Source organism: Streptomyces sp. 891-h, assembly GCF_022760275.1.
Lineage (GTDB): Bacteria > Actinomycetota > Actinomycetes > Streptomycetales > Streptomycetaceae > Streptomyces > Streptomyces spirodelae.
The window spans coordinates 1,335,952-1,356,647 of record NZ_CP050693.1 but is presented as its reverse complement, the minus strand read 5'-3'; the positions used below and the strand labels follow the sequence as shown (position 1 = coordinate 1,356,647).

Genomic DNA, 20,696 nt, shown 5'->3' with positions numbered 1-20,696 from the left:
GTTGAGCGCCCTGGACGAGACTCTCTGTGTACGTAAAGTTGACGTTCGGTCACACGTACGTGATCTCGATTTCCATCGGCAAGAGGGGCGGACGTGTGGGGTCTGGGGCTCAGACGATTGAGGGGCTCGATTGCTGCGGGCGCGCTAGGAGTCGCACTCATCGCAGGCCTCGTGTCAGCAACGCCGGAAGCCCAGGCCGCCGCGTCCATGGACAGCGGGCCTGAGCAGGCCGCAACGCCGGCGGCCGACTACGACACCGGCAGGGACCCCCAGAGCAAAGCGCTTGCCCAGGCGAAACGCACCGGCAAGAAGGTGGAGGTGACTTCGCTGCGCGGAGAAAGCAGCGAGGTGTTCGCCACACCGGAAGGGGTGTTCGAGGCCCGGGAATACCTGCGTCCGGTGCGCACCCGGGTATCCGGCAAGTGGCGGCAGGTCGATACGCAGCTTGTCCGGACGAAGAGCGGTGTCGTGGTGCCCAAGTCCGCGACCGTCGGGCTGAAGTTCTCCGGCGGTGGTGACGGGCCGTTGGTTCGCATGGAGCGTACGGGGCGAGAGCTGCTGATGTCCTGGCCGCTGGGGAAGCTCCCCCGGCCGGAGCTCGAGGAAGACACCGCCGTGTACCGCGACATCCTGCCCGCGGTGGACCTCCGGCTGACTGCGCAGCCGGACGGGTTCTCCCAACTCCTGGTGGTGAAGTCGGCGGAGGCTGCGGCCAGCGAAGAATTGTCCCGCCTCGAACTGGACCTCGATACACAGGGCATGAAAGTGCGGGAGCGGAAGGAAGGCGGCTTGGAGGCTGTCGACAACGGCGCCGGCACGCCGGTCTTCACCGCCTCGGAACCGTTGATGTGGGACTCCAGCCCAGGCGGCAGCCCTGGCGGGCCGACGCCGATGTCCGCGTCGGTGCCTGCGACGGAAGCCGACCGTGGCGGGGACGGGGACAACAGGGAACCCGGACCCGCCGAATCGGGCAAGCTCGCGCCCGTCGGCGTGGAGGTGTCCGAGCAGGGCCGGCAACTCGTATTGAAGCCGGAAGCAGATGTGCTGCGGGGCAAGGACACGCAGTACCCGGTCTTCATCGACCCGCAGTGGCATTCTCCGCGGGCATCAGCGTGGACCATGGTGTCCAAGTACTGGTCCTCGTCGCCTCAGTGGAAGTTCAACGGCAAGCCTGATGCCGGAATGGGGTACTGCGGCTGGGCCTACTGCAAGCCTCATGACACAAAGCGGCTCTTCTACCGCATCCCCGTCTCACGGTTCGCCGGCAAGTCCATTCTCTCCGCGGAGTTCGTGGTCCGGAACGTGCACTCGGCCTCCTGTAAGAAGCGGGGTGTGCAACTGTGGCGTACCAAGGGCATCAGTTCCGGCACCACGTGGAATTCACAGCAGTCGTCCGGATTCTGGAAGGAGAAGCTGTCGTCGCGGTCCTTCGCATATGGCTATGAGGGCTGCGCACGCAAGGACGCCGAGTTCTCGGTCAAGGCAGCGGTGCAGAAGGCGGCCGATGCCAGGTCGTCGACCATGACCTTCGGTCTGCGTGCGTCCGACGAGTCCGACCGCTACGGCTGGAAGCGATTCTCCGACAAGGCTCACCTTCGGGTTGAGTACAACCGGCCTCCGGCACAAGTGCGGATGTCCCAGTTGGCGATGGAGTACGGCGGGGTGTGCAAGCGCCCGGGCGAGAAGGCACGGGTGCGCAGTCTCGGCAAGCTGTACGCACGGGGAATCAAGGACCCCGATGAGGACCACGTCTCCGTGCAGTTCCAGGCGAAGTGGGACTCCGGGGACGGCAAGGGCCTGATCGCGCGCTGGAAGCCGGCCAGGACGTCGTACAAGAAATCCGGTTCGGACTTCGCTGTTTCGCTGCCGTCCTCGGTCCCCAAGAACACGACGGTGCACTGGTACGTGCGGGTGTACGACGGCGCACAGTACTCGTCGTGGTCCTGGGCGGGCTCCCCGACGGGTTGCTACTTCGTCTACGACACCAAGGTTCCTGAGGCGCCGACCATAAACTCCGGTGAGTACCCCCGGTCCGACCCGTCGGATCCGAAAGACCCTTGGTACGACGGGGTGGGCCGGTACGGGTATTTCCAACTCGACTCCCGATCCGGAGACGTGACGAGTTACCGCTGGGGCCTCAACAGTGATCCGCGCAAGAGCAACGCGCTGTCGACCTCTGGAGGCGAGGGGAGGAAGGCCAGTGTTCTGCCGGGCCGGCCTGGGCTCAACTTTGTCACCGCGCAGGCATTCGACGGGGCGGGGAACGCCTCGGAGATCCGCACCTACCCTTTCCGCGTGAAGGCGGGGCAGCCGGAACGCGCAACCTGGCAGTTCGATGAGAAGGCCGGTTCCCAGTCGGCGAAGGGTTCGACCCCGCCTCGTACCGCGGAGCTCCACGGTGGAGTAACCCCTGGCGCAGATGGGGCGAAGGGAACTGCCGTGTCCTTCAACGGTACCGATGGCTATGCCGCTACTGATCTGCCGGTGGTGAACACCAGGCGCGGCTTCACCGTCTCGACATGGGTGAAGCTCGATGAGCTTCCGGGGCATGCGGCTGTGGTGGCAGCACAACCTGGCAATCACTCACCCGGGTTCGAGCTCTACTACTCCGCTGCTTACGACCGTTGGGTATTCAACCAGTACGCCTCGGACGAGCCCGACGCGAAGATCGTGCGGGCCATGGCAGACGTTCCGGGAGACGCGGAGGCTGGCGCTTGGACGCACCTGGTGGGCTCCTATGACGGTGTGGAGAAGCAACTCCAACTCTTCGTGAACGGCAAGCTCGTCGGAAAGACCGACCATCCTTCCGCATGGGAGGCGCGCCGGGGACTGACGATCGGTGCCGGTTCGTACGACGGCTCGCCGGACTCGTTCTTCCCCGGCACGATCGACGACCTGCAAATCCTGGACAAGCGCATCGCCCAGGACGAGGTCGACAAGCTCTACACCAAGGAGCCTGTAGGCGACCCGGGCCGCCCTGCCATCGCAGTCTTCCCGATGGATGAGGAGGCGGGTGCGACCGAGCTCGTGGCACACGGTGATGTGCTGCCGGCTGTGTTCCACGGAGGAGTGACCTCTGGGCAGGCCGGTGTCGCCGGGAAGGCAGCCGAGTTCGATGGAAAGAGCGGCTATGCGCGGATCGGTGAGGCCAGTGGCCCTCATGTCAACTCCTTCCGTAGCTTCACGGTTTCCGCCTGGGCCCGACTGGACAAAAAGCCCGATCACGCCGCCATCATCACGGCCCAGGCCGGCCGGAACCGCCCGGGCTTTGAGCTGTACTACTCGTCGCATTACGGCCGATGGGCGTTCAACCAGTACGAGGCCGACTCTGTCGAGGCTTCACCCGTCCGTGCCATGCAGCCCGACGGGAGCACGGCCAGGGCAGGCGAGTGGGTGCATTTGATCGGTGTCCATGACACGGTCGCGGATCTGCTGACGCTCTATGTGAACGGCGAGAAGGTGGGTGAGACCCGACTGGGCGGGGCCTTCTACGCCGACCAGTCGATGCTCATCGGAGCCGGTTCGTACTCGGGTGGCTCGGTCACCAACCACTTTCCGGGCCGGATCGATGACGTCCGGCTTTTCGACCGGCCGGTCTCAGCGAGTGAGGCACAGCAGCTTTTCCAGCAGCGCCCTGTCCTGGCGGGACGCTGGCAGCTGGACGAGTCGAGCGCGCCGGAGCAACCGGCGGACACGGTAACCGGCAGGACACCGGATTCGGGACCCTCTGGGATGGAGGCGCTCCTGCATTCCGGGGCGCAGCTCGATCCGGCGGCGGCCTTCATGGGAGAGCAGGGCCTGCTGCTGGACGGCGAGGACGACCACGTCACCACGACTGGCATGCCGGTCAATACGGACGAAAGCTTCACGGTGACGGCATGGGTGCAAGCAGCTGCACCGGCCGACAGGACCAGTGTGGCGATGAGCGCGCCGGGCCGGAACCAATCGGCTTTTGCAGTGGGGTTTGTGCCCGACGGCAACGATCCCGGGGGCCCTGGCAGGTGGCAGCTCGTGGTTCCGGACGCGGATTCCTCCACACCTTCGCTTGCGCGGGCCGACAACGCCCTCGGCTTCTACGACGCACGAGAGTGGAACCACTTGGCTGTCGTGTACGACGGTTTCGCCAAGCGGGCCAAGCTCTATGTCAACGGCACCCTGCAGGACATTGCTTGCGCCGATGGTGACGGAGACGGGGGAGCAGACGACTCCGCCTGTCAGGACGCGATCCCTTGGGCAGACGACGCATTGTCCTTCCACTCCGACGGGCCGCTGGAGATCGGTCGGGGCAAGGGCAGCGGCGAGTGGAGGCAGTACTGGCCCGGTGCCATCGATGACGTCTGGGCCTTCCGCGGTGCCTTGAGCGACGAACAGGTCGCCTACCTGGCTCAGCAGTGGTTCGACGTGCCGACCGAGGTACCGGACACCGCCTGACGCCATGCCGCGTGTGCCGCCGTCACACCGCAGCACACATCTTTTCGAAGTGTTCGAGGTCACCAGTTGCATCGAGGCGTGCATGCGCTGGGCGATGAGTGAGGGAACAGGGGCGGGACAGTGAACAGCACAGCCACGGCCCGTATGCACCGCGGACTACGGCGCAAGGTGGCGCTCGGTCTGTCGGCGCTGATGGTGGCCACCGTATTGGACGCAGCGGGGATGCAGGCTGCCGCAGCGGACGGGGGTACAGGGCGCCCAGGTATCCAGAAGGCGGACAAGCCCGTTCCGGGGTCGAACAGGACGAAGGTCGAAGCGAGAAAGCGGTCCCAAGGACCTCGCACTCCTGGGCGCGCCCCCAAGGCGGCATGGCCGAAACCTCGAACCAGCGAGGTGACCGTGTCGCACAAGGCGAAGGTCCTCAACCGCTCGGTCGCGCGGAGCCGTACCGCGTCCGCAACCCGCGATCGAACGATACCCACGAAGGAGGTCGAGGGCACGCCGCTGTCCCTCGGACCGCCGCGAAGCACCCGGGCCGACGCCCGCACGACCCCGGCCGGCACGGTCACGGCACGCATCCTCAGCAGAAAGCAGGCGGAGCGCGTCGGTGTCGACGGACTGCTGTTCACGCTCACGCCCAAGGACAAGAGATCATCAGGCGAAGCGAGCGTCGCTGTCGACTACCGTCACTTCGCCGAGGCCCACGGTGGCGGGTACGGCTCCCGTCTGCGTCTCGTCCGGCTTCCGGGCTGTGCGATCAGCACGCCCCGGAAGGAGAAGTGTCGCGAGGCCGAGCAGATACCGAGCGAGAACGACGCGGAGAAGCAGCGGCTCACCGCGAGTTCAGTCCCTCTTCTCTCCGGCACTCGCACTGTTCTTGCCGCTGTTGCGGCTGGCGACGGTGGGGGAGAAGGCGGCAGCAAGAGCGACTTCACCGCGACGAAACTGTCACCGTCCTCCAGCTGGCAGACAGACCTCAACACCGGCACCTTCACCTGGTCCTACGAGATGCCCCTGCCCGATGTACCTGGCGGACTGAAGCCGGAGATCGGCCTGGCCTATTCCTCCGGGCAGCTCGACGGGCGCACGGGCAACACGAACAATCAGGCGTCCTGGGTCGGTGATGGCTTCGAGCTGTGGCCCGGGTACATCGAGCGGAAGTACAAGCCCTGCGCGAAGGACGGAGTCAAGGGCGGCGACGCGGGCAAGCCAGGGGATCAGTGCTGGGCCTACGACAACGCGTTTGTCTCCTTCAACGGCAAGGCGGGCGAGCTCGTACCCGCTGGAGGAGGGGAGTGGAAGCTCAAGAGCGACGACGGTACGCGCATCAAGCACCTGTCCTCCGACAAGCGCAAGAACGGCGACAACGACGGTGAGTACTGGCGCCTGACCGACCCGGCCGGTACCCGTTACTACTTCGGCTACCACCGGCTTCCCGGATGGGAGTCAGGAAAGAAGACCACCGGATCCACCTGGACCGCACCGGTGTTCGGAAACGATTCCGGTGAGCCCTGCCACGCCTCGGCCTTCAAGGACTCGTGGTGTCAGCAGGCATGGCGCTGGAATCTCGACTACGTCGTCGACACTCACGGCAACGCCGTCTCCTACTACTACGACCAGGAGAAGAACTCCTACGGCCGCAACCTCAAGAAAGAGGACAACACCCGCTACGTTCGGGGAGGCTCGCTCAGTCGTATCGAGTACGGGCTCAGTTCGGACGCCGTCTACAGTGATCGTCCCCTGGCCAAGGTCGACTTCAACAGTGCTGAGCGCTGTCTGCCGAAGGAAGGGGTCAGCTGCGCGGCGGACACGATCAATGACAAGTCGCAGTACTGGTACGACACGCCCTGGGACCTGAATTGCAAGTCCGGTGAGGACTGCGATCGGGGGCGATTCTCCCCGACATTCTGGACGCGTAAGCGCCTCACCGGGGTGACGACGTCAGTACTCGACGGCGACTCGTACCACAAGATCGACACCTGGAAGCTCGGCCACCGCTGGGGCACTGCCGACGTCGACTACCAACTTCTGTTGGACTCGGTGCAGCGCACCGGGCACAGCAGCAGCCCTGAGATCACCCTGCCGAAGACCACCTTCGCCTATACCCAGCTGGCCAACCGCCTCGACGAAACAGGCGACGGGTACGCCCCGTTCATCAAGGCGAGGCTCTCCACGGTGGCCGACGAGTACGGCGGCCAGGTCGACGTCAACTACTCCGCGTCCGCATGCAAAAAGGGTGAGCTGCCAACCCCTGAGACGAACACCACGCGCTGCTTTCCGCAGTACATCGGGGGCTCCACATCCCAGGACCCCGAGAAGGAGTGGTTCAACAAGTACGTCGTCGACTCCGTCACCACCACGGACCGTACCGGCGGATCGCCCGACCAGGTCACCCGTTACGCCTACCAAGGTGGAGCGGCCTGGCACTACGACGAGAACGGCCTGGTGGACAGTGACCATCGGACATGGTCCGAGTGGCGTGGTTACGGTCATGTGCGAGTACAGACCGGCGGTCAAGGCGGCCCAGGTGCCATGCGCTCCCAGCAGGACTCCTACTTCCTGCGGGGCATGGACGGAGACCGGCAGGACAAAACGGGAGGGACGAAGAAGGTATCGGTCCCCCTGGGTGAGGGAGAGGGTGACCCGCTCACCGACGACGAAGCAGCAGCGGGACTCCTGTACAAGACAGCCACCTACTCGGGCCCAGGGGGGAAAATACTGGGCAAAGAGGTGAAGCGTCCCTGGTTGCACCAGACAGCCAGCAAAAAACATGACTGGGGAACTCTCCGTTCCCATTTCGCCGGTATCTCCCACGAAAAATCGTGGACCTCTTTGGACAGAGGGGCTGGAAAGAAATGGCGAATCACATCGGCCGCCTCGAAGTACGACACGGTGGCCGGTCGCGCCACTCAGATCGACGACTTCGGTGACAACACCACAGCTGCCGACAACCGCTGCACACGGCTCAGCTATGCCACCAACGCTGACAAGAACATCCTCGGTCTGACAAAGCGCGAGGAGACGGTCGCCGTCAGCTGTTCATCAGCTCCGGACCGGGCCAAGGACGTCATATCCGACGCTCGCACCGCCTACGACTCGAAGGACTACGACACCGCTCCTACCCGGGGTGATGCGACGGCGACCGCCGTACTGAAGAAGCACGATGGCAAGACAGCCACGTATCTCGAATCCAAGGCGACCTACGACCGGTACGGTCGGCAACTGACCTCCACCGACCTCGCGGGTGACCTCACTGCTACCGAGGGCGGTGACGTCAAGCGGACCGACCGCCCGGATGGACGGAAGGCGACCACGGTCTACAGCCCGGCGGCGGGTTTCGCCAAGAAGGTCACCGAGACGACGCCGCCGGCCGTCGAGGGCAACGACGCCACCGCCCAGACCACGGTCACCGAGCTCGATCCGTTCCGTGGCCTTCCTTCGGCGAAGGTGGACCCCAACGGCAAACGGACCGTGTTCGCATACGACGCCCTCGGCCGCTCATCCAAGGTGTGGCTGCCCAACGTCCGTGTCGGGCAGCACCCCAGCTACCAGTTCTCGTATCTCATCAAGGAGGGCAAGCCCACCGCTGTCCTCACCCGTACCCTCGACTCCGCCGGAGGCGCGACCGCGCCCTCGTACACGCTCTACGACGGGCTACTGCGACAGCGTCAGACCCAGACACCGGGGCCCGACGGCGGGCGCGTGCTGACCGACACCTTTTACGATGAGCGAGGCCTGGCCGCCAAAAGCTTCGCCTCCTACTTCGCCGAGGGCGAGCCCTCGCCCACTCTTTTCCAACCCGAGGACGCGGATTCCGTCGAGTCACAGACCCGACGTACCTACGACGGCCTGGGGCGGGAGACCGCAGCGAAACAGATAGCAGGCAACGGCGACGGCGGCACCGTGCTCAGCACGACGACCACCACATACAGCGGAGACCGCACCACCGTGGTTCCCCCACAGGGCGGGACCACAACCACCACCCTCACTGACGCCCGGGGACGCACCACAGAGCTGCGCCAGCATCACTCCCGCTCTCCGGAATCGGCTTTCGACGCCACGCGCTACGCGTATACCCCGCGCGGTGAACTCGCCAAGGTGACCGGCCCCGCAGGAAACACCTGGAGCTACACCTACGACCAACTCGGCCGCAGGGTTCAGGCGAGCGACCCGGACAAGGGGACCAGTAACTCGACGTACGACGATCGTGGCAACAAGATCACTACGACCGATGCCCGTGGCAAGAAACTGGTCAGCGTCTACGACGGCCTCGACAGGCGAACCGAACTGCGCAACGAGTCCAGCACAGGGACGCTGCGCGCCAAGTGGACGTACGACGGGGTCAGCGGGGCCAAGGGGCAACTCAGCTCCTCCACCCGCTATGTGGACGGGGAGCCCTACACCTACAAGGTGACCAAGTACGACCGGCTCTACAACGTGGAACGCGCCGCCACCGTGCTCCCGAAATCCGAGGGAGCCCTGGCCGGCACCTATCAGGAGGCAACGGCACACGGGCCCAACGGCTCCGTGAAGGCACGCAGCTTCTCCTCTGTGGGGGACATCGCGGGGAAGGGCTGGAATTACACCTACGACAAGCGCACCCTGCGCCCGACGGCTGTCTTCACCAGCGGCGCACGCACCGATGTCACCTACTCCCTCACCGGAAAGCCGCTCCAGTACGAACTGGGCCGCACCGTCGACGGTGCCAAGAAGGCATGGGTCACCAACACCTACGAGTGGGGCACACGGCGGCTGGCGACCTCCCGAGTGGACCGCCAGGATGTGCCAGGCGTCGACCAGCACAACACCTACTCCTATGACCAGGCAGGCAACGTCCTGTCCATATCGGACGTCTCGCGGGACGGCACCGACACCCAGTGCTTCGCTTACGACCACCTGCGTCAGTTGACCGAAGCATGGACCCAGGCCACGAAGACCTGCGCGGACGCCCCGGGCAAGGAAAAGACCGGGGGAGTGGCTCCGTACTGGAATTCCTACACCTACGACAAGGCAGGCAACCGGCTCACGGAGACGCAACACGACACAACCGGTGACACCGGTAAGGATGTCAAGCGCACCTACGAGTACCCCGAGCCGGGCGGTCCCCAGCCGCACACTCTCACTTCCGTGACCAGAACCGGCCCGACCGGCACGGCCAAGGAGAGCTTCACCTACGACAAGGCAGGCAATACCACTGACCGCATACAGGGCGGCGACACTCAAAAACTCTCGTGGGATGCCGAAGGCCTGCTGACAAAGGCATCCGGAAAGCCAGGGGCCGACGGCACCACCGAATACCTCTACGACGCCGACGGCAACCGCCTGTTGGCCCGCACCAAGGACCGCACCACCTTCTACTGGGGTGGCCATACCGAAGTCACCCTCAAGAAGGGCGAGACGACGCCGAAGGCCAAGCGGTACATCCCGCTGGGCGGGGGACAACAAGCGGTGGTGGACAGCGACGGCACGTGGGCCTTCACCGTCGCCGACCACCACGGCACCGGCCAACTCGCCGTCGCCGGCCAGTCGCTGGAGCTCACCCAGCGCCGCACGCTGCCGTTCGGCGGGGTGCGGGGCGAGAAACCCGAGGACTGGCCCACCTCCCGCGGATTTGTCGGGGGAGTCGACGAAACAGAAACCACCGGCCTCACCCACCTCGGGGCACGCGAATACGACCCGGAAACCGGCCGCTTCCTCAGTGTCGACCCGCTGATGGACCCGGGCGACCCGCAACAGATCCACGGCTACGGGTACGGCAAGAACAATCCCCTGGTCTACAGCGACCCGGACGGTTTGATGCCCAATTGGGGCGCCATCGGCCTGGGCGCTTTGGCGGGTGCTGTCGGGATTGGCACCGCCGCTGTCGCCGTGACCTGGAACCCCGCCACGACCTGGCCGATATGTGACGCCGGCTGCCAGGCCAGGAAGCAATACCGCGGTCCGAGCGGCCATCTCTCGACCGGCTATCCGGCACTGGACAGGCTTGTCGAACGGAAGAACGCCGAGGCGGCAGCGAAACCGGACCCATGGTGGGTAAACGCGATCTTCAAGATCAACGACGCGGTTCTCCCCCTCAAGCCCGCGATGGACTGTATCTACGAGGGCTCTCTTTCGGACTGCCTTGATCTGGCTGCTGCTGCAGCGGGCAGCATGAAGGCGATCAGCGTAACCGCCAGGGCGGCGGTTGCCGCGGCCAAGGAGGCGCGGGCCGCGACTCCCAAGTCTTCTGGAGGCGGCAAGTCCGCAGCGGCTCCGAAAGAAGCGCCCACAGCCCCGCGCAGATCGGCTCCCGAAGCACCGGCCGCCAAGCCTTCGGGTAAGTCGGCGGCACCCTGCCACAGCTTCGTGCCCGACACGGAGGTGCTGCTTGCCGACGGCACCCGAAAGGACATCGAAGAGGTCGAGGTCGGGGACAAGCTCACCGTCACCGACCCGAAGACCGGCAAGACCAGCAATCGAGAAGTGGTCGGCACGATCCACACCGAGGACGACAAGGACTTCGTCGACCTCACCGTGACCACCGAGAAGGGTGACACCTCCGTCGTCGCCACGACCACTCACCCCTTCTGGTCCCCCTCCAAGGACGCTTGGGTCGACGCGGGCGACCTGACCCCCGGCACCACGCTGCGCACCGCCGACGGCAGCGACGCGAAGGTCACGAAGACCCACCGCTTCACCAAGCAGCAACGCACACACGACCTCACGGTCGCGGGGGTGCACACGTACTATGTGCTGGCGGGGGCCACGCCGGTCCTGGTCCACAACTGCAATAGAGCCGGTTTGGATTTCACCGATGCTGAGCGGCAGAAGGTTTACGACGCCAACGCCGCGAAGAATGGTGGCGAGTACAGGTGCGATTACTGTGGGCAGAAGGTGGAGCGGCGGGGATCGCGAGATGCCAATGGGAACCCTGTCCCGGGAAGGCCTGACGATGCCCAGATCGATCACATAGAGCCGAGGGCCGGTGGCGGTCATGGTGGCGCGCATAATGGTGCCGTTGCCTGCCGTCGATGCAACAGAGATAAGTCCACGAAGACCATGGAAGAGTGGGACGATGAGCTCAGAGACTTCCTCGGCCCCTAACTGCGCTGAGTCGGTGCCGGCAGGTAAGCCCGAGAGGCTGTACAAGGTGGCCTTCGACCTCCCTGACGAGATTGCCGATTGGGCCAACGCCTCTTCGGAGCGACTCTGGACTGGGAAGACCTCCGTACAGATGGAAGTCCAGGTTCGGAACACTCCCTTCTATGTTAAGGGAATCGCCTTTGGTGACATTGTGCGAGTCAGAGCTGATCACGAGCGTAGAGAGCTCGTGTTCGAGGAGTTCGTATCGGAGGCCGGGCATTCGACGGTCCGAATCATCATCAAAGAGGACGATGCGAGGGGCATAGTTGACGACATGCTCCGCAGCTTTAAAGTCTCCTGGGAGATTGATGCGTCGGGGTTCTTGTGGGCAATCGATGTGCCGCCGCACGTTGATTATTCATCCATGAGGGCTGCTCTCCTTCGTGTTGCCGGTGAAGGGAAAATCGGCATCGAAGAAGGTGCTCTTGCGAGGGCTCGACGCGATGAGCTCGGATTGTCAGAGTCCGATCGTTAGTCGGGTTCGCGAGAAGCCCCGCCGGATTTCATTCCGGCGGGGCTTCTGGGGTGTTTGACGGCAACGCTGACGGCAACGTCAGCGGACGACGGCTGCGACGGGTGGGTCGTCAGGGTCGTCGTCCTGGGCAGCGAAGGCGTTGCCGAGGGTGTCGATGGCTTGGCGTTGCAGGCGGAGTCGGACGTGGGCGTAGACGCCGGCGGTGACGCCGATGTGAGCGTGGCCCAACAACTCCTTGATGACGACGAGGTCGACGCCTTGTTCCAGGAGCAGGGTGGCGGTCGAGTGTCGGAGGTCGTGGAAGCGGATGCGTCGGAGTCCGGCCCGGTTGAGGAAGGTGCGGAAGCGGCGGGTGAGGTTGGCGGGGTCGAGGGGCCGGCCCATCGGCGTGGTGAAGACGAGGCTGCTGTCCTGCCAGGCTGACGATGCGGTCTCGCGCTCCTTGTCCTGTCGTTCCTGGTGCTTCTTGAGGGAGTGGAGGCATTCGGTGGGGAGGGCGATTCGGCGCTCGGACGCTCGGGTCTTGGTGGGCAGATGCGTGAGACCTCCGGTGCGAGTGCGCTGGAGCGAGCGCCGGATGCTGGCTGTTCCGGTGGTGAGGTCGAGGTCTTCCCAGCGGAGGCCGAGGAGTTCGCCCTTGCGGAGGCCAGTGCGGAGGGCGAGTTCATACAGCGCGTGGAGCCGGTCGGCGCGGGCCGCGTCGAGGAACCGGCGAGCCTCTGCCGCAGTGAGCGGACGGAAGCGCCTGGGCTGGTGCGTGGTGGTCTTGACGTTGCGGGCGACGTTGCGGGGCAGCTCGTCTTCGCGGACGGCGTGTTCCAGTGCCGACTTGAGCACCGAGTGCACGTAGGTCACGGTCGCAGCGGACAGCTGCTTCTGGCAGCACTCGCCGACGGCGCAGCACTTCTTCCGCATAGCGTCGAGTCCCTGGGCGCAGCACTGGCAGGTGGTGCGGAGGCGGTCGAGGAAGGTGCGGACGTCCTTGGCGGTCAGTCGTGCGACCTTCTTGGTGCCGAGTCCGGGGATGAGGTGGAGGCGGACGCAGGCTGCGTATCGGGTGTGGGTGTTCTCGCGGAGCCGGTGGACGGCGACGCTGCCGAGCCAGTAGGTGAGGTAGTCGCCGACGGTGCTGTCTGCGGTGGCGACAGGGAGCCCGCGGTTGCTGTCGGCGATCTTCTCGGCGAGTTTGTCGGCGGCTTCTCTCCGGGTTGTGCCGTAGACGCGGACGCGTTTGCGGCTGCCGTCGGCGGCGAGGACGTAGCCTGCGGCTTCCCAGCGGCCGTCCTTGCGCTGGTAGATGGTGCCTTCGCCGTTGGCGCGGGCCTTCTTGCGCTTGGGGGCGGTCATCGGGAGACCTCTTCCAGGTGGCGCTGGACGTAGTCGTCCAGCGCGTGGGCGGGAATACGGCGGGCGCGGCCGATGGTCAGCGAGGCCAGGCGGCGGGTGCGCAGCAGGTCGTACAGGGCGGAGCGGCCGATCTTGAGACGGGCCATCGCCTCGGGGACGGTGAGGAGTTCGTCATCACGCACTGGCTGTCACTACCTGTTCGCGGGTCGGGCTTCCGCCGATGAGTGCGGCGAGGCGTTCGAGGTCGGGCGTGAGGCCGGTGCCGTCGTAGGCCCAGTGGGCGAGGACGAGGGTGGTCGGGGAGGCCGGAGGGGTGTGGCGACGTTGCCAGGCGGCAGCGCGGAGGGCGCCGAGGGTGGTGGAGTAGGTGCGGGTCTTGGTAGAGAAGTGGCCGCGGAAGCCGAGCATGTGGGCCCACTTGCGCAGGTTCAGGTGCTTGAGGTCGTCGCGGGCGCCGAGGGCCCAGGCGGTGCGGATCATGCGGGCGGCGTGCTCGGGCACGGATTCGAACCAGAGATCTGTGATCCTCTTCAGCCGGTGGTCGAGGGTGCCGGTCGCGGCTTCGGTGCCCTTGGTGGCGTACTTGGCGACGTACCCGGCGACCTTGCCCTCGGTGATCGTGGTCCCGCCCTGGAAGGCCGAGGACCGGATGATCCTGGTGTCGATCTGCTCCCCGAAGGCGAAGGAGCGGGCGCGGCCGTTGATTTCGGGCCCGTCGATGTGGGCACGGGTGGCCGCGATCCGAATGACGTCGGCGAGGAGTTCGGGTGTGGCCCATGCGGGCGGCGGGGTGTAGGGGCCGGCGGGGCCGTCGAGGCGGATCACGGCGTGGAAGTGGATCAGGCCGCGCTGCTGGTACTCGGCGACCTTGGCGTACGAGACTCGGACGACCTTGGAGAGCTGGCGCTGCGGGAGTCCAGCTGCGGCGGCGATGGTGCGGCGCAGGTGGAGCATGAAGCGGGCCCACAGGGCGGGGGCGTGGGCGTTCCACAGCACGGCGCCGGTGTAGTCGTACCGCTCCGGGTCGAGCGGGGTGCCGAGGAGCGGGTCGTCCTTGGTGTGGGTGCGTCCGCAGCGGCAGCGGGCGGAGCCGCCCACGCGTCGCCCGTGGACGGGGCCGTACGAGGGTGCGGTGAGGGTGGCGAATACGCGGGAGTGGGTGGCGACCTGTTCGGGGATGTTCTTGCCGCCGCGCAGGCCGGCGGCGATGAGGTGATAGGTGTCCTGGCGGTAGAGCTCGGCGCAGGAGGGGCAGCGGGTGGTGCGGCGGTTGCCGCAGCGGACCAGGAGGTGCCCGGCGGGAAGTTCCTTGGACTTCAGTTCGCGCAGGATCTCGCCGGTGAAGGCGTCGATCTCGGTGCGCTGGCCTTCAAGCCGGATCGGCTGGGCGCAGCCACCCAGGGAGGAGAGTTGCCGTACCAGGCCGAGCAGGTTCCGGTATCCGGTGAACGTGGGTAGCGCGGCCGTGGCGGGTTCGGGGCGGGGGATTGTGGTGGTCGGGGTGTGCGGTGGCATGCTGGCGGGACCTCTCTGCACTGCGGCACACGCGTGCGCCGTGGGTGGATGGGAGGGAGGCCCCGGCAGGGGCGAGGGTTTGGCGACTACACGCCCTTGCCGGGGATCACTGCGAAGCGGGACCAGGAGGCGGCGGTCACGCGGCCTTGTCCAGGTCGACGCGGTCGGGCAGGTCGCGGATCTTGAGCCCTTCGGCGCACATGAGGTCGTTGATCTGCCAGCAGGCTTCGGTGGGCAGGTAGGCCGAGCGCAGCCGGACGGGGGTGCGCATGTCGCCGACGGAGGCGATCGAGACGCCCTGGGGCATGGTGCGGTCGGCGGCGCGGGATGCGTCCAAACTTTCTCTACGTCTTCAAGGCGACCCGCTGACGCGGGTCGCGCGCGGCGCGGTCGCCCACCCGGCCCGCTCTCGGCTCCGCCACCGCGGGCCGGCCAGCGACCAGGCCGCGCAGAGACAGCACAGCGGACGACCGGAAGCGCAGGGGGAGCCGGACGCGCCCGCACAGCGAACGCCAGGCCGACGGCGAGGCGACGGCAGGGAGTTGGTCGGGGCGTAGGCCCGGGGGCGGGGCCGGGGGCGGGGCCGGTCGGTTCCGTGGGCTTTACCCACCTCCCCGGGCCGGGGCCCGCGTCGGGCAAGGCCAGGGGGCCACTCGTTCAAATTCCGGGCAGGATCACAACCTGCCCGAGTTGCCGGGCCAGCGTACGGCCCCCTGACCATGCCCGACCCCAACCCGGGCAGGACACCGGCCAAAGCCCACTCCACCGCCCTCACGCGCGTAGCCGTCTGACGGCAACGCCGACGGCAACAGAGGCGCACAGCACGGCACTTCCATGCACACCTACGGACCGGCCGGAATTCGCTGACCAGCGAAAATGCAGGTGACGGCCGCCCGGCGAGCACACGTACTATGTGCTCGCGGGCTCGACGCCGGTCCTTGTCCACAATTCGAACTGCCCGACTGGGAAAGCGCCGCGCACACCTGACGGGAAATTTGCAAAGCGGAATGGCGAGCCGGGAACGGACGGCTCTCTCGATGAGCGAACCGTCATGGATCAGCTCGAATTGGATGGTGCTCCAATCATCCGAGGTCAGGTCTATGCGCGGGTTCCCGGCTTTCCGCTGCGGAAATATGACGGAGGGGTTCAGATCGACGGCCGCTGGCTCGGAGTGGAGACAAAGGGGGGATCTTCACCCCTGACCCCTCCGCAGAGGAGATTTGACGACTGGCTCAATACACCGGGGAACTCGGTCACAACCGGCGGAGGTATCACCCTGGAGGGGACCTTCAACGCTTGGGTTCCTCGCTGATTGGCCGGGGACAGGCTGTCTCTGTAGGCTGCCCCCGACAGCGTTGGCAGGGTGTTCCCCCTACAGGAGTGATCTCATGAGCTTTGATCTTGGATTTTGGTGGGAGGAGCAGTCTATTTCCCCCGCCGAAGCGGCCCGAAAGTACGGAGCCATGATTGAGGGTGGCGCTGGTATCGCGGATGAGCACCCCGCGTTGGAGACGTTCTATGCTGAGCTGACCAGTCGGTTTCCGGACTTGACGGAGGAGAACTTCGAAGTCTCTCCGTGGGCGGCACCCCTGTACCGGACTAGCGAATGCCTGATCGTCTCGATCTCGTATCCGCAGCAGTCGGAAACTTCCGAGTACTTGCTAGGGCTAGCCAGTAGGAGTGGGGTAACTTGCTACGATCCGCAGTCCGGGAAGGTTTATGTCCCGAAAGGTGAAAGCTCCGCAACGCTGGAACTTGCCGACGGGTCTGTCATCGACGGTCCGAGTCAAGGTGACGTGATCCAGGCGTTGGGTGAACTTTCACCGGAAGACTGGTATGCCATCCTTGAAACCCGGCCAGGCTGGTTCATTCAAGTGGGGTTTGGCGTCGCTGCGGGAGTGCCTGCTGGGGCATATGTCCTGGAGTTCAAAGAAGGGGCCGAGGATAAGCATTTCCGGGCCGTAGTTGGAGAGCTTCCAAGAATCATTGATGCATTTCAGAAATTCTTGTCCGGGGATACGTCCTGGCGTGCTGGATTCCATTTCTCCCGCGTTTCCTACTGAGAAAAGCCTGGTTGAGAAGGGCATTCCGCAGAGTAGATAGAGATGGGCCCCTTCCGAAGATCGGAAGGGGCCCATCAGCTTGACGGCACGGTGACGGCAACGTCAGCGGACGACGGCTGCGGCGGGTGGATCGTCGGGGTCGTCGGCCTGGCCGCCGAGGGCGTGGCCCAGGGTGCCGATGGCGTCACGTTGGAGTCGGAGTCGGACGTGGGCGTAGACGCCGGCGGTGACGCCGATGTGGGAGTGACCGAGGAGTTCCTTGATCACGATGAGTTCGGCTCCCTTGTTCCAGGAGCAGGGTGGCGGTCGAGTGTCGGAGGTCGTGGAAGCGGATGCGGCGGAGGCCGTCCTTGCGGAGGAGCGTGATGAAGGTGCGGGTGAGGTCGGTCGGGTCGATCGTCCTGCTCCTCGAGCAAGAGCTGGCCAAGGGGCCGGTGGCGCACGGCTGGCCGGACCAGACCTGGACCCTGGCGCGGATCAAGATCCTGATCGGGCGCCGGTTCCACAAGAGCTACACCGTGCAAAGCGTGGCCGCCCTGCTCAAGCGGCACGGCTGGAGCTGCCAGGTCCCGCCCGTCGCGTGATCGAGCGCGACGAGGCGACGGTGGCCGGCTGGGTGAAGGAGACCTGGCCGAGCGTGGAAGGACCGTGGCGGCGCTCGACGCCTGGCTCGTCTTCGAGGACGAAGCCGGATTCTCGATGACGCCGCCGACCACCCGCACCTGGTCCCACCGCGGTCACACCCCGGTGGCTCGCGTCCGGGGCCACTCCCGCCGCCGCTTATCGGTCGCCGCCATGGCCTGCTACAAAGCAGGCGAACGCTCGCGGCTGATCTACCGGCCCTGCCCGGACGCCCGGCCCGACGGGGGCAAAAGCTTCTCCCGGCCATGCTGGTCCCGCCAGGACAGTGGGATGACACACGACAGATGATCGGGGTTCTCGAAGCATCCGGCCGGGTCACCTGGCCGCAGGGCGGTCACCCCGCGCACAATGCCTGGCCACCTCGGCGGTGACAAGGCCTACAGCTGACGCCGCAACCAGCCGCTGCCTGCGAAGACGCCGGATCAATCACACCATCCCCGAGCCGCGAGACCAGCAGGCCAACCGCAAACGCCCCGGGACCAAGGGCGGCCGATCCACGGGTTTCGACCGCGAGACCTGCAAACGCCGCAACGAGGACGAGCGGACGGTCAACCGGCTCGAGAACTCCCGGGCCGTTGCCACCCATTACGACAAGAGGTCCTAGTAGTCGAGAGCGGCGAACCAGTCGTCGCGGCCCTGGCGGGTGAGGTCCAGGACGTGCCAGACAGGGGTGAGCAGATCGATGCCGCGCTGGTCGATGTCGTCGGACATCCTCGGGTGCACCGAGTAGAAGTGGCGTACCGATCCGCCGCCGTCGCGGGTGAACACCGACACGGTCGAGTCCTGTGCGCCATCGGCGTCCTCGCTGCCCAGATCGTATTTGAAGGTGTTCCCCGCGGCGCTGAGCAGGCGCAGGCCGTGCCATCCGCGGTCCCGGGCGTGCGCGCGCAGGGCGGGCAGGTCTGCCGCGGCGACGACCACGAAATCGACGTTCTGCGCGAGGTGGCGCGCGACGCCGTTGAACCCGTCGATCCACATCGTGCACATCGGGCAGGGCTCGGTCTGCCCCTTGCCGTACATCAGGTGGTAGACGACCAGGTCGCGGTCGGGCCCGGTGAACAGCTCGCTCAGCCGGACGGTCCGGGCCGGCACGTCACCGGCGTGCAGATCCGCGGGGCCCTCCTCGAATTCGTAGTCGTCGACGACGGGGCCAGGCGGCAGCCGACGGCGCAGGTCGGCGACCTGTTCGCGATGGCGCATCAGCTCGATCTCGGCCTGACGCAGTTCCTCCCGGGCACCGACGTAGTCGGCCGACTCCCCGGCCAGATTCGTCTGGCGCATGACCACTTCCGGACCACCTCCTGGGAGCTGCCGTCTTGTGTCGGCAATTGTCCGCCCGCGGGCCGGTGCCCGCCAGGCGAGCCCGGACGGCCGAGGCGACGGCGGGGGAGGGTCAGCTCCGCAGGACCGGGTCCGTGACGCCTCCGGGGCACGCCAGCGCCGCGACGTCCCATCCGGCGCGTTCAGCGCCGGTGCGGTAGGCGCTGTCGTAGAAGGCCAGGACGGCGGCGCGGGGGTCGCTCTCGGCGCGGGCGTCGTCGTAGCGCAGCAGCGCCAGGTGGCTGCCGCCGTGGGCCACCCACCGCGCGGGCGCGGGACTGAGCGGCTCCTGGTCCAGGCCGGGCGGCTCGGGAGCGGTGTACGAGTAGAACGCGGGCTCGGCGAAGGTGTCGTCGCCGAACCAGAAGCCGAAGCTGATCACTTCCCGGGAGTACGCCTCACGGGTGACGGGGTCGGTCTGCGGCGGCTGGTCGACAGGGCGCCCGGAGAACCGGCTGTGCGCGATGTCGAAGGTGTGCCAGAAGTGGTGCACCGGGCTGGCCTTCCCCCAGTAGTCGGCCGCGAACTCCTCCAGCACGGAAGCCACCTGGCTCAGCACGCGCCAGTAGCGGCCCGCGGCCTCCGGGTCGTAGGACGCGTGTTCGGTGTCCTCGGCGAACGGCCGGTCGGCGTCGGGCAGGTCGAACGGGTGCGGAACGGCGAGCTCCACCCGGATTCCCAGCTCGTCCAGAGCTGCCATGGTCGCGTCGTGGAAGGAAGCCACGGACTGCCCCTGAAGCGGGATGGAGCGCCGCTCCCCGTCCAGAGCCGTGATCACGAGGCGGTGGTCGACGAAATCGAAGTCGATGGTGAAGATCGGATTCCCGTCGACCTGGCCCATCGGACGCGTCGTGATGCCACGCCCGGTCACATGGAATGGGACGTTCCACCAGTGGTTGCGCCGGGGGCTCGCCGCCAGGCGGATCTTGCCGACGATCTGCGCGAACCGGTGCAGCGTCTCCTTGGTGGGCCGCCACCAGTCCAGTGGCATCGGCGGGAAGAATTCCGTCACGCCTCCACGATGCCCCGCAACCCGGCATCCGGCACCCGGAGGGAGAGGGCCAGGGGCCGAAGGGGCGAACCAGCTCGGGTTCGCCCCTTGGGCGCGAGGGTGCTCACCGCTCATCCCCCTGGTGGACGACCGTGAAGTGGGGGTCGGAGCCAGGGGCTTCCAGCTCGTCGATCACGGCGACGGCCAGGTCCTCGGCGCTGATCCAGGAGCGCCCGTCGGTGCTGGTGAGCAAGGTGTCGGTGCCGCGCCGATAGCGGCCGGTGCGGGCGCCGGGCTCCAGCAGGGCCGGTGGGCTCAGATAGGCCCAGTCGCCGTCGGTACGGTCCTGGCAGGCCCGCAGCTGTGCGACACCCGCGGCGGCGATGCTTTTCAGCTCGGCCGGCACATACACGGGGTTGTCGGCCACCAGCAGTCCGGGCTCTTCCGGGCTGCGCAGCGCGCCCGCGCCACCGACCACGAGGACGCGGGCCCCGAGCCGCGCCGCGGCGTCCAGCACCGTGCGGGTGGCGCCGACCAGGAAGTCCTGGTCGACGGGCAGGGTCCGCACGGCCAGTACGACGGCGTCCGCTGCGCCGGGGGAGCCCGGACCCGCGAGCGCCTCGCGTACCGAGTGCGGGTCATTCACATCGACCGCGACCGGCGTCACGTCCGGGTCCTCGTGCGCGGGCTTCCGCGAGAGGGCGAGCACCCGGTGGCCGCGTGCGCGGGCCTCCGTGGTGACCCGGCTGCCGACCATCCCGGTGGCGCCGAACACAGCGATCGTCATGTT

11 protein-coding genes and 4 pseudogenes are annotated in these 20,696 nt (G+C 66.5%); 7 read left to right on the top strand and 8 right to left on the bottom strand.

The annotated features are described in order from the left end of the window. Positions 1–171: 171 nt before the first annotated feature. From HC362_RS06000 to HC362_RS05990, 3 genes are all read left to right on the top strand, one after another. Positions 172–4,431: a LamG domain-containing protein gene (locus HC362_RS06000; RefSeq protein ID WP_243082878.1), complete on the top strand. Its 4,260-nt coding sequence runs from the start codon at positions 172–174 to the stop codon at positions 4,429–4,431. 399 nt (positions 4,432–4,830) lie between these two features. After that, positions 4,831–11,514: an RHS repeat-associated core domain-containing protein gene (locus HC362_RS05995; protein WP_347568419.1), complete on the top strand. Its 6,684-nt coding sequence runs from the start codon at positions 4,831–4,833 to the stop codon at positions 11,512–11,514. Next, positions 11,486–12,028: a DUF4265 domain-containing protein gene (locus tag HC362_RS05990; RefSeq protein ID WP_243082876.1), complete on the top strand. Its 543-nt coding sequence runs from the start codon at positions 11,486–11,488 to the stop codon at positions 12,026–12,028. Before HC362_RS05995 ends, HC362_RS05990 begins: the two co-directional genes overlap by 29 nt. 78 nt (positions 12,029–12,106) lie before the next feature. Here HC362_RS05990 and HC362_RS05985 read toward each other — a convergent pair whose 3' ends face one another. The 4 genes from HC362_RS05985 to HC362_RS05970 form a co-directional block, all read right to left on the bottom strand. Beyond that, positions 12,107–13,375 (bottom strand): site-specific integrase, encoded by a 1,269-nt coding sequence (locus HC362_RS05985; RefSeq protein WP_243082874.1) that lies wholly within the window; start codon positions 13,373–13,375, stop codon positions 12,107–12,109. Beyond that, the gene (locus tag HC362_RS05980; RefSeq protein WP_243082873.1) at positions 13,372–13,557 is read right to left on the bottom strand and encodes a helix-turn-helix domain-containing protein; all 186 of its coding nucleotides are present in this window, start codon (positions 13,555–13,557) and stop codon (positions 13,372–13,374) included. The genes HC362_RS05985 and HC362_RS05980 overlap by 4 nt, the downstream gene beginning before the upstream one ends. Beyond that, on the bottom strand, positions 13,550–14,890 hold the full coding sequence (locus HC362_RS05975; RefSeq protein WP_243082870.1) for a replication initiator: 1,341 nt from the start codon (positions 14,888–14,890) through the stop codon (positions 13,550–13,552). The genes HC362_RS05980 and HC362_RS05975 overlap by 8 nt, the downstream gene beginning before the upstream one ends. A gap of 136 nt (positions 14,891–15,026) precedes the next feature. After that, positions 15,027–15,227 carry a hypothetical protein gene (locus tag HC362_RS05970; RefSeq protein WP_243082869.1) on the bottom strand — a complete coding sequence of 67 codons (201 nt, stop codon included), beginning with the start codon at positions 15,225–15,227 and terminating at the stop codon, positions 15,027–15,029. 1,051 nt (positions 15,228–16,278) lie between these two features. Between HC362_RS05970 and HC362_RS05965 the strand changes: the two genes are divergently transcribed. Continuing rightward, positions 16,279–16,953 carry a hypothetical protein gene (locus tag HC362_RS05965; RefSeq protein WP_243082867.1) on the top strand — a complete coding sequence of 225 codons (675 nt, stop codon included), beginning with the start codon at positions 16,279–16,281 and terminating at the stop codon, positions 16,951–16,953. 102 nt (positions 16,954–17,055) lie between these two features. On the opposite strand, the pseudogene HC362_RS05960 reads toward HC362_RS05965, so the two are convergent. Then, positions 17,056–17,350: pseudogene (locus HC362_RS05960) on the bottom strand (tyrosine-type recombinase/integrase); the annotation flags it as partial. A gap of 7 nt (positions 17,351–17,357) precedes the next feature. On the opposite strand from HC362_RS05960, the pseudogene HC362_RS05955 reads away from it, so the two are divergent. The 3 pseudogenes from HC362_RS05955 to HC362_RS05945 all read left to right on the top strand — a co-directional run. Beyond that, positions 17,358–17,656 (top strand): annotated as a pseudogene (locus HC362_RS05955) (winged helix-turn-helix domain-containing protein); the annotation flags it as partial. Further along, positions 17,653–17,835, top strand: a pseudogene (locus tag HC362_RS05950) (DDE endonuclease); the annotation flags it as partial. The pseudogenes HC362_RS05955 and HC362_RS05950, both read left to right, overlap by 4 nt. 99 nt (positions 17,836–17,934) lie before the next feature. Continuing rightward, positions 17,935–18,199: pseudogene (locus HC362_RS05945) on the top strand (IS5/IS1182 family transposase); the annotation flags it as partial. On the opposite strand, the gene HC362_RS05940 reads toward HC362_RS05945, so the two are convergent. The 3 genes from HC362_RS05940 to HC362_RS05930 all read right to left on the bottom strand — a co-directional run bounded on the left by HC362_RS05940 (position 18,196) and on the right by HC362_RS05930 (position 20,693). Next, positions 18,196–18,876, bottom strand: coding sequence for a DUF899 family protein (locus tag HC362_RS05940; RefSeq protein ID WP_243082865.1), 681 nt, complete (start codon positions 18,874–18,876; stop codon positions 18,196–18,198). The pseudogene HC362_RS05945 and the gene HC362_RS05940 sit on opposite strands and share 4 nt — an antisense overlap. A gap of 112 nt (positions 18,877–18,988) precedes the next feature. Continuing rightward, a complete protein-coding gene (locus tag HC362_RS05935) occupies positions 18,989–19,906 on the bottom strand; it encodes a DUF5996 family protein (protein WP_243088381.1) in 918 nt (305 codons plus the stop codon). A 124-nt stretch (positions 19,907–20,030) separates the two neighbouring features. After that, positions 20,031–20,693 carry an NAD(P)H-binding protein gene (locus HC362_RS05930; RefSeq protein WP_243082864.1) on the bottom strand — a complete coding sequence of 221 codons (663 nt, stop codon included), beginning with the start codon at positions 20,691–20,693 and terminating at the stop codon, positions 20,031–20,033. Positions 20,694–20,696: the final 3 nt, after the last annotated feature.

Bases quoted from the DNA above. Each gene is read 5' to 3' on its own strand.
- HC362_RS05990 (WP_243082876.1), top strand. From the start codon at position 11,486: ATGAGCTCAGAGACTTCCTCGGCCCCTAACTGCGCTGAGTCGGTGCCG.
- HC362_RS05985 (WP_243082874.1), bottom strand. From the start codon at position 13,375: ATGACCGCCCCCAAGCGCAAGAAGGCCCGCGCCAACGGCGAAGGCACC.
- HC362_RS05975 (WP_243082870.1), bottom strand. From the start codon at position 14,890: ATGCCACCGCACACCCCGACCACCACAATCCCCCGCCCCGAACCCGCC.
- HC362_RS05965 (WP_243082867.1), top strand. From the start codon at position 16,279: ATGAGCTTTGATCTTGGATTTTGGTGGGAGGAGCAGTCTATTTCCCCC.
- HC362_RS05940 (WP_243082865.1), bottom strand. From the start codon at position 18,876: ATGCGCCAGACGAATCTGGCCGGGGAGTCGGCCGACTACGTCGGTGCC.
- HC362_RS05935 (WP_243088381.1), bottom strand. From the start codon at position 19,906: ATGCCACTGGACTGGTGGCGGCCCACCAAGGAGACGCTGCACCGGTTC.
- HC362_RS05930 (WP_243082864.1), bottom strand. From the start codon at position 20,693: ATGACGATCGCTGTGTTCGGCGCCACCGGGATGGTCGGCAGCCGGGTC.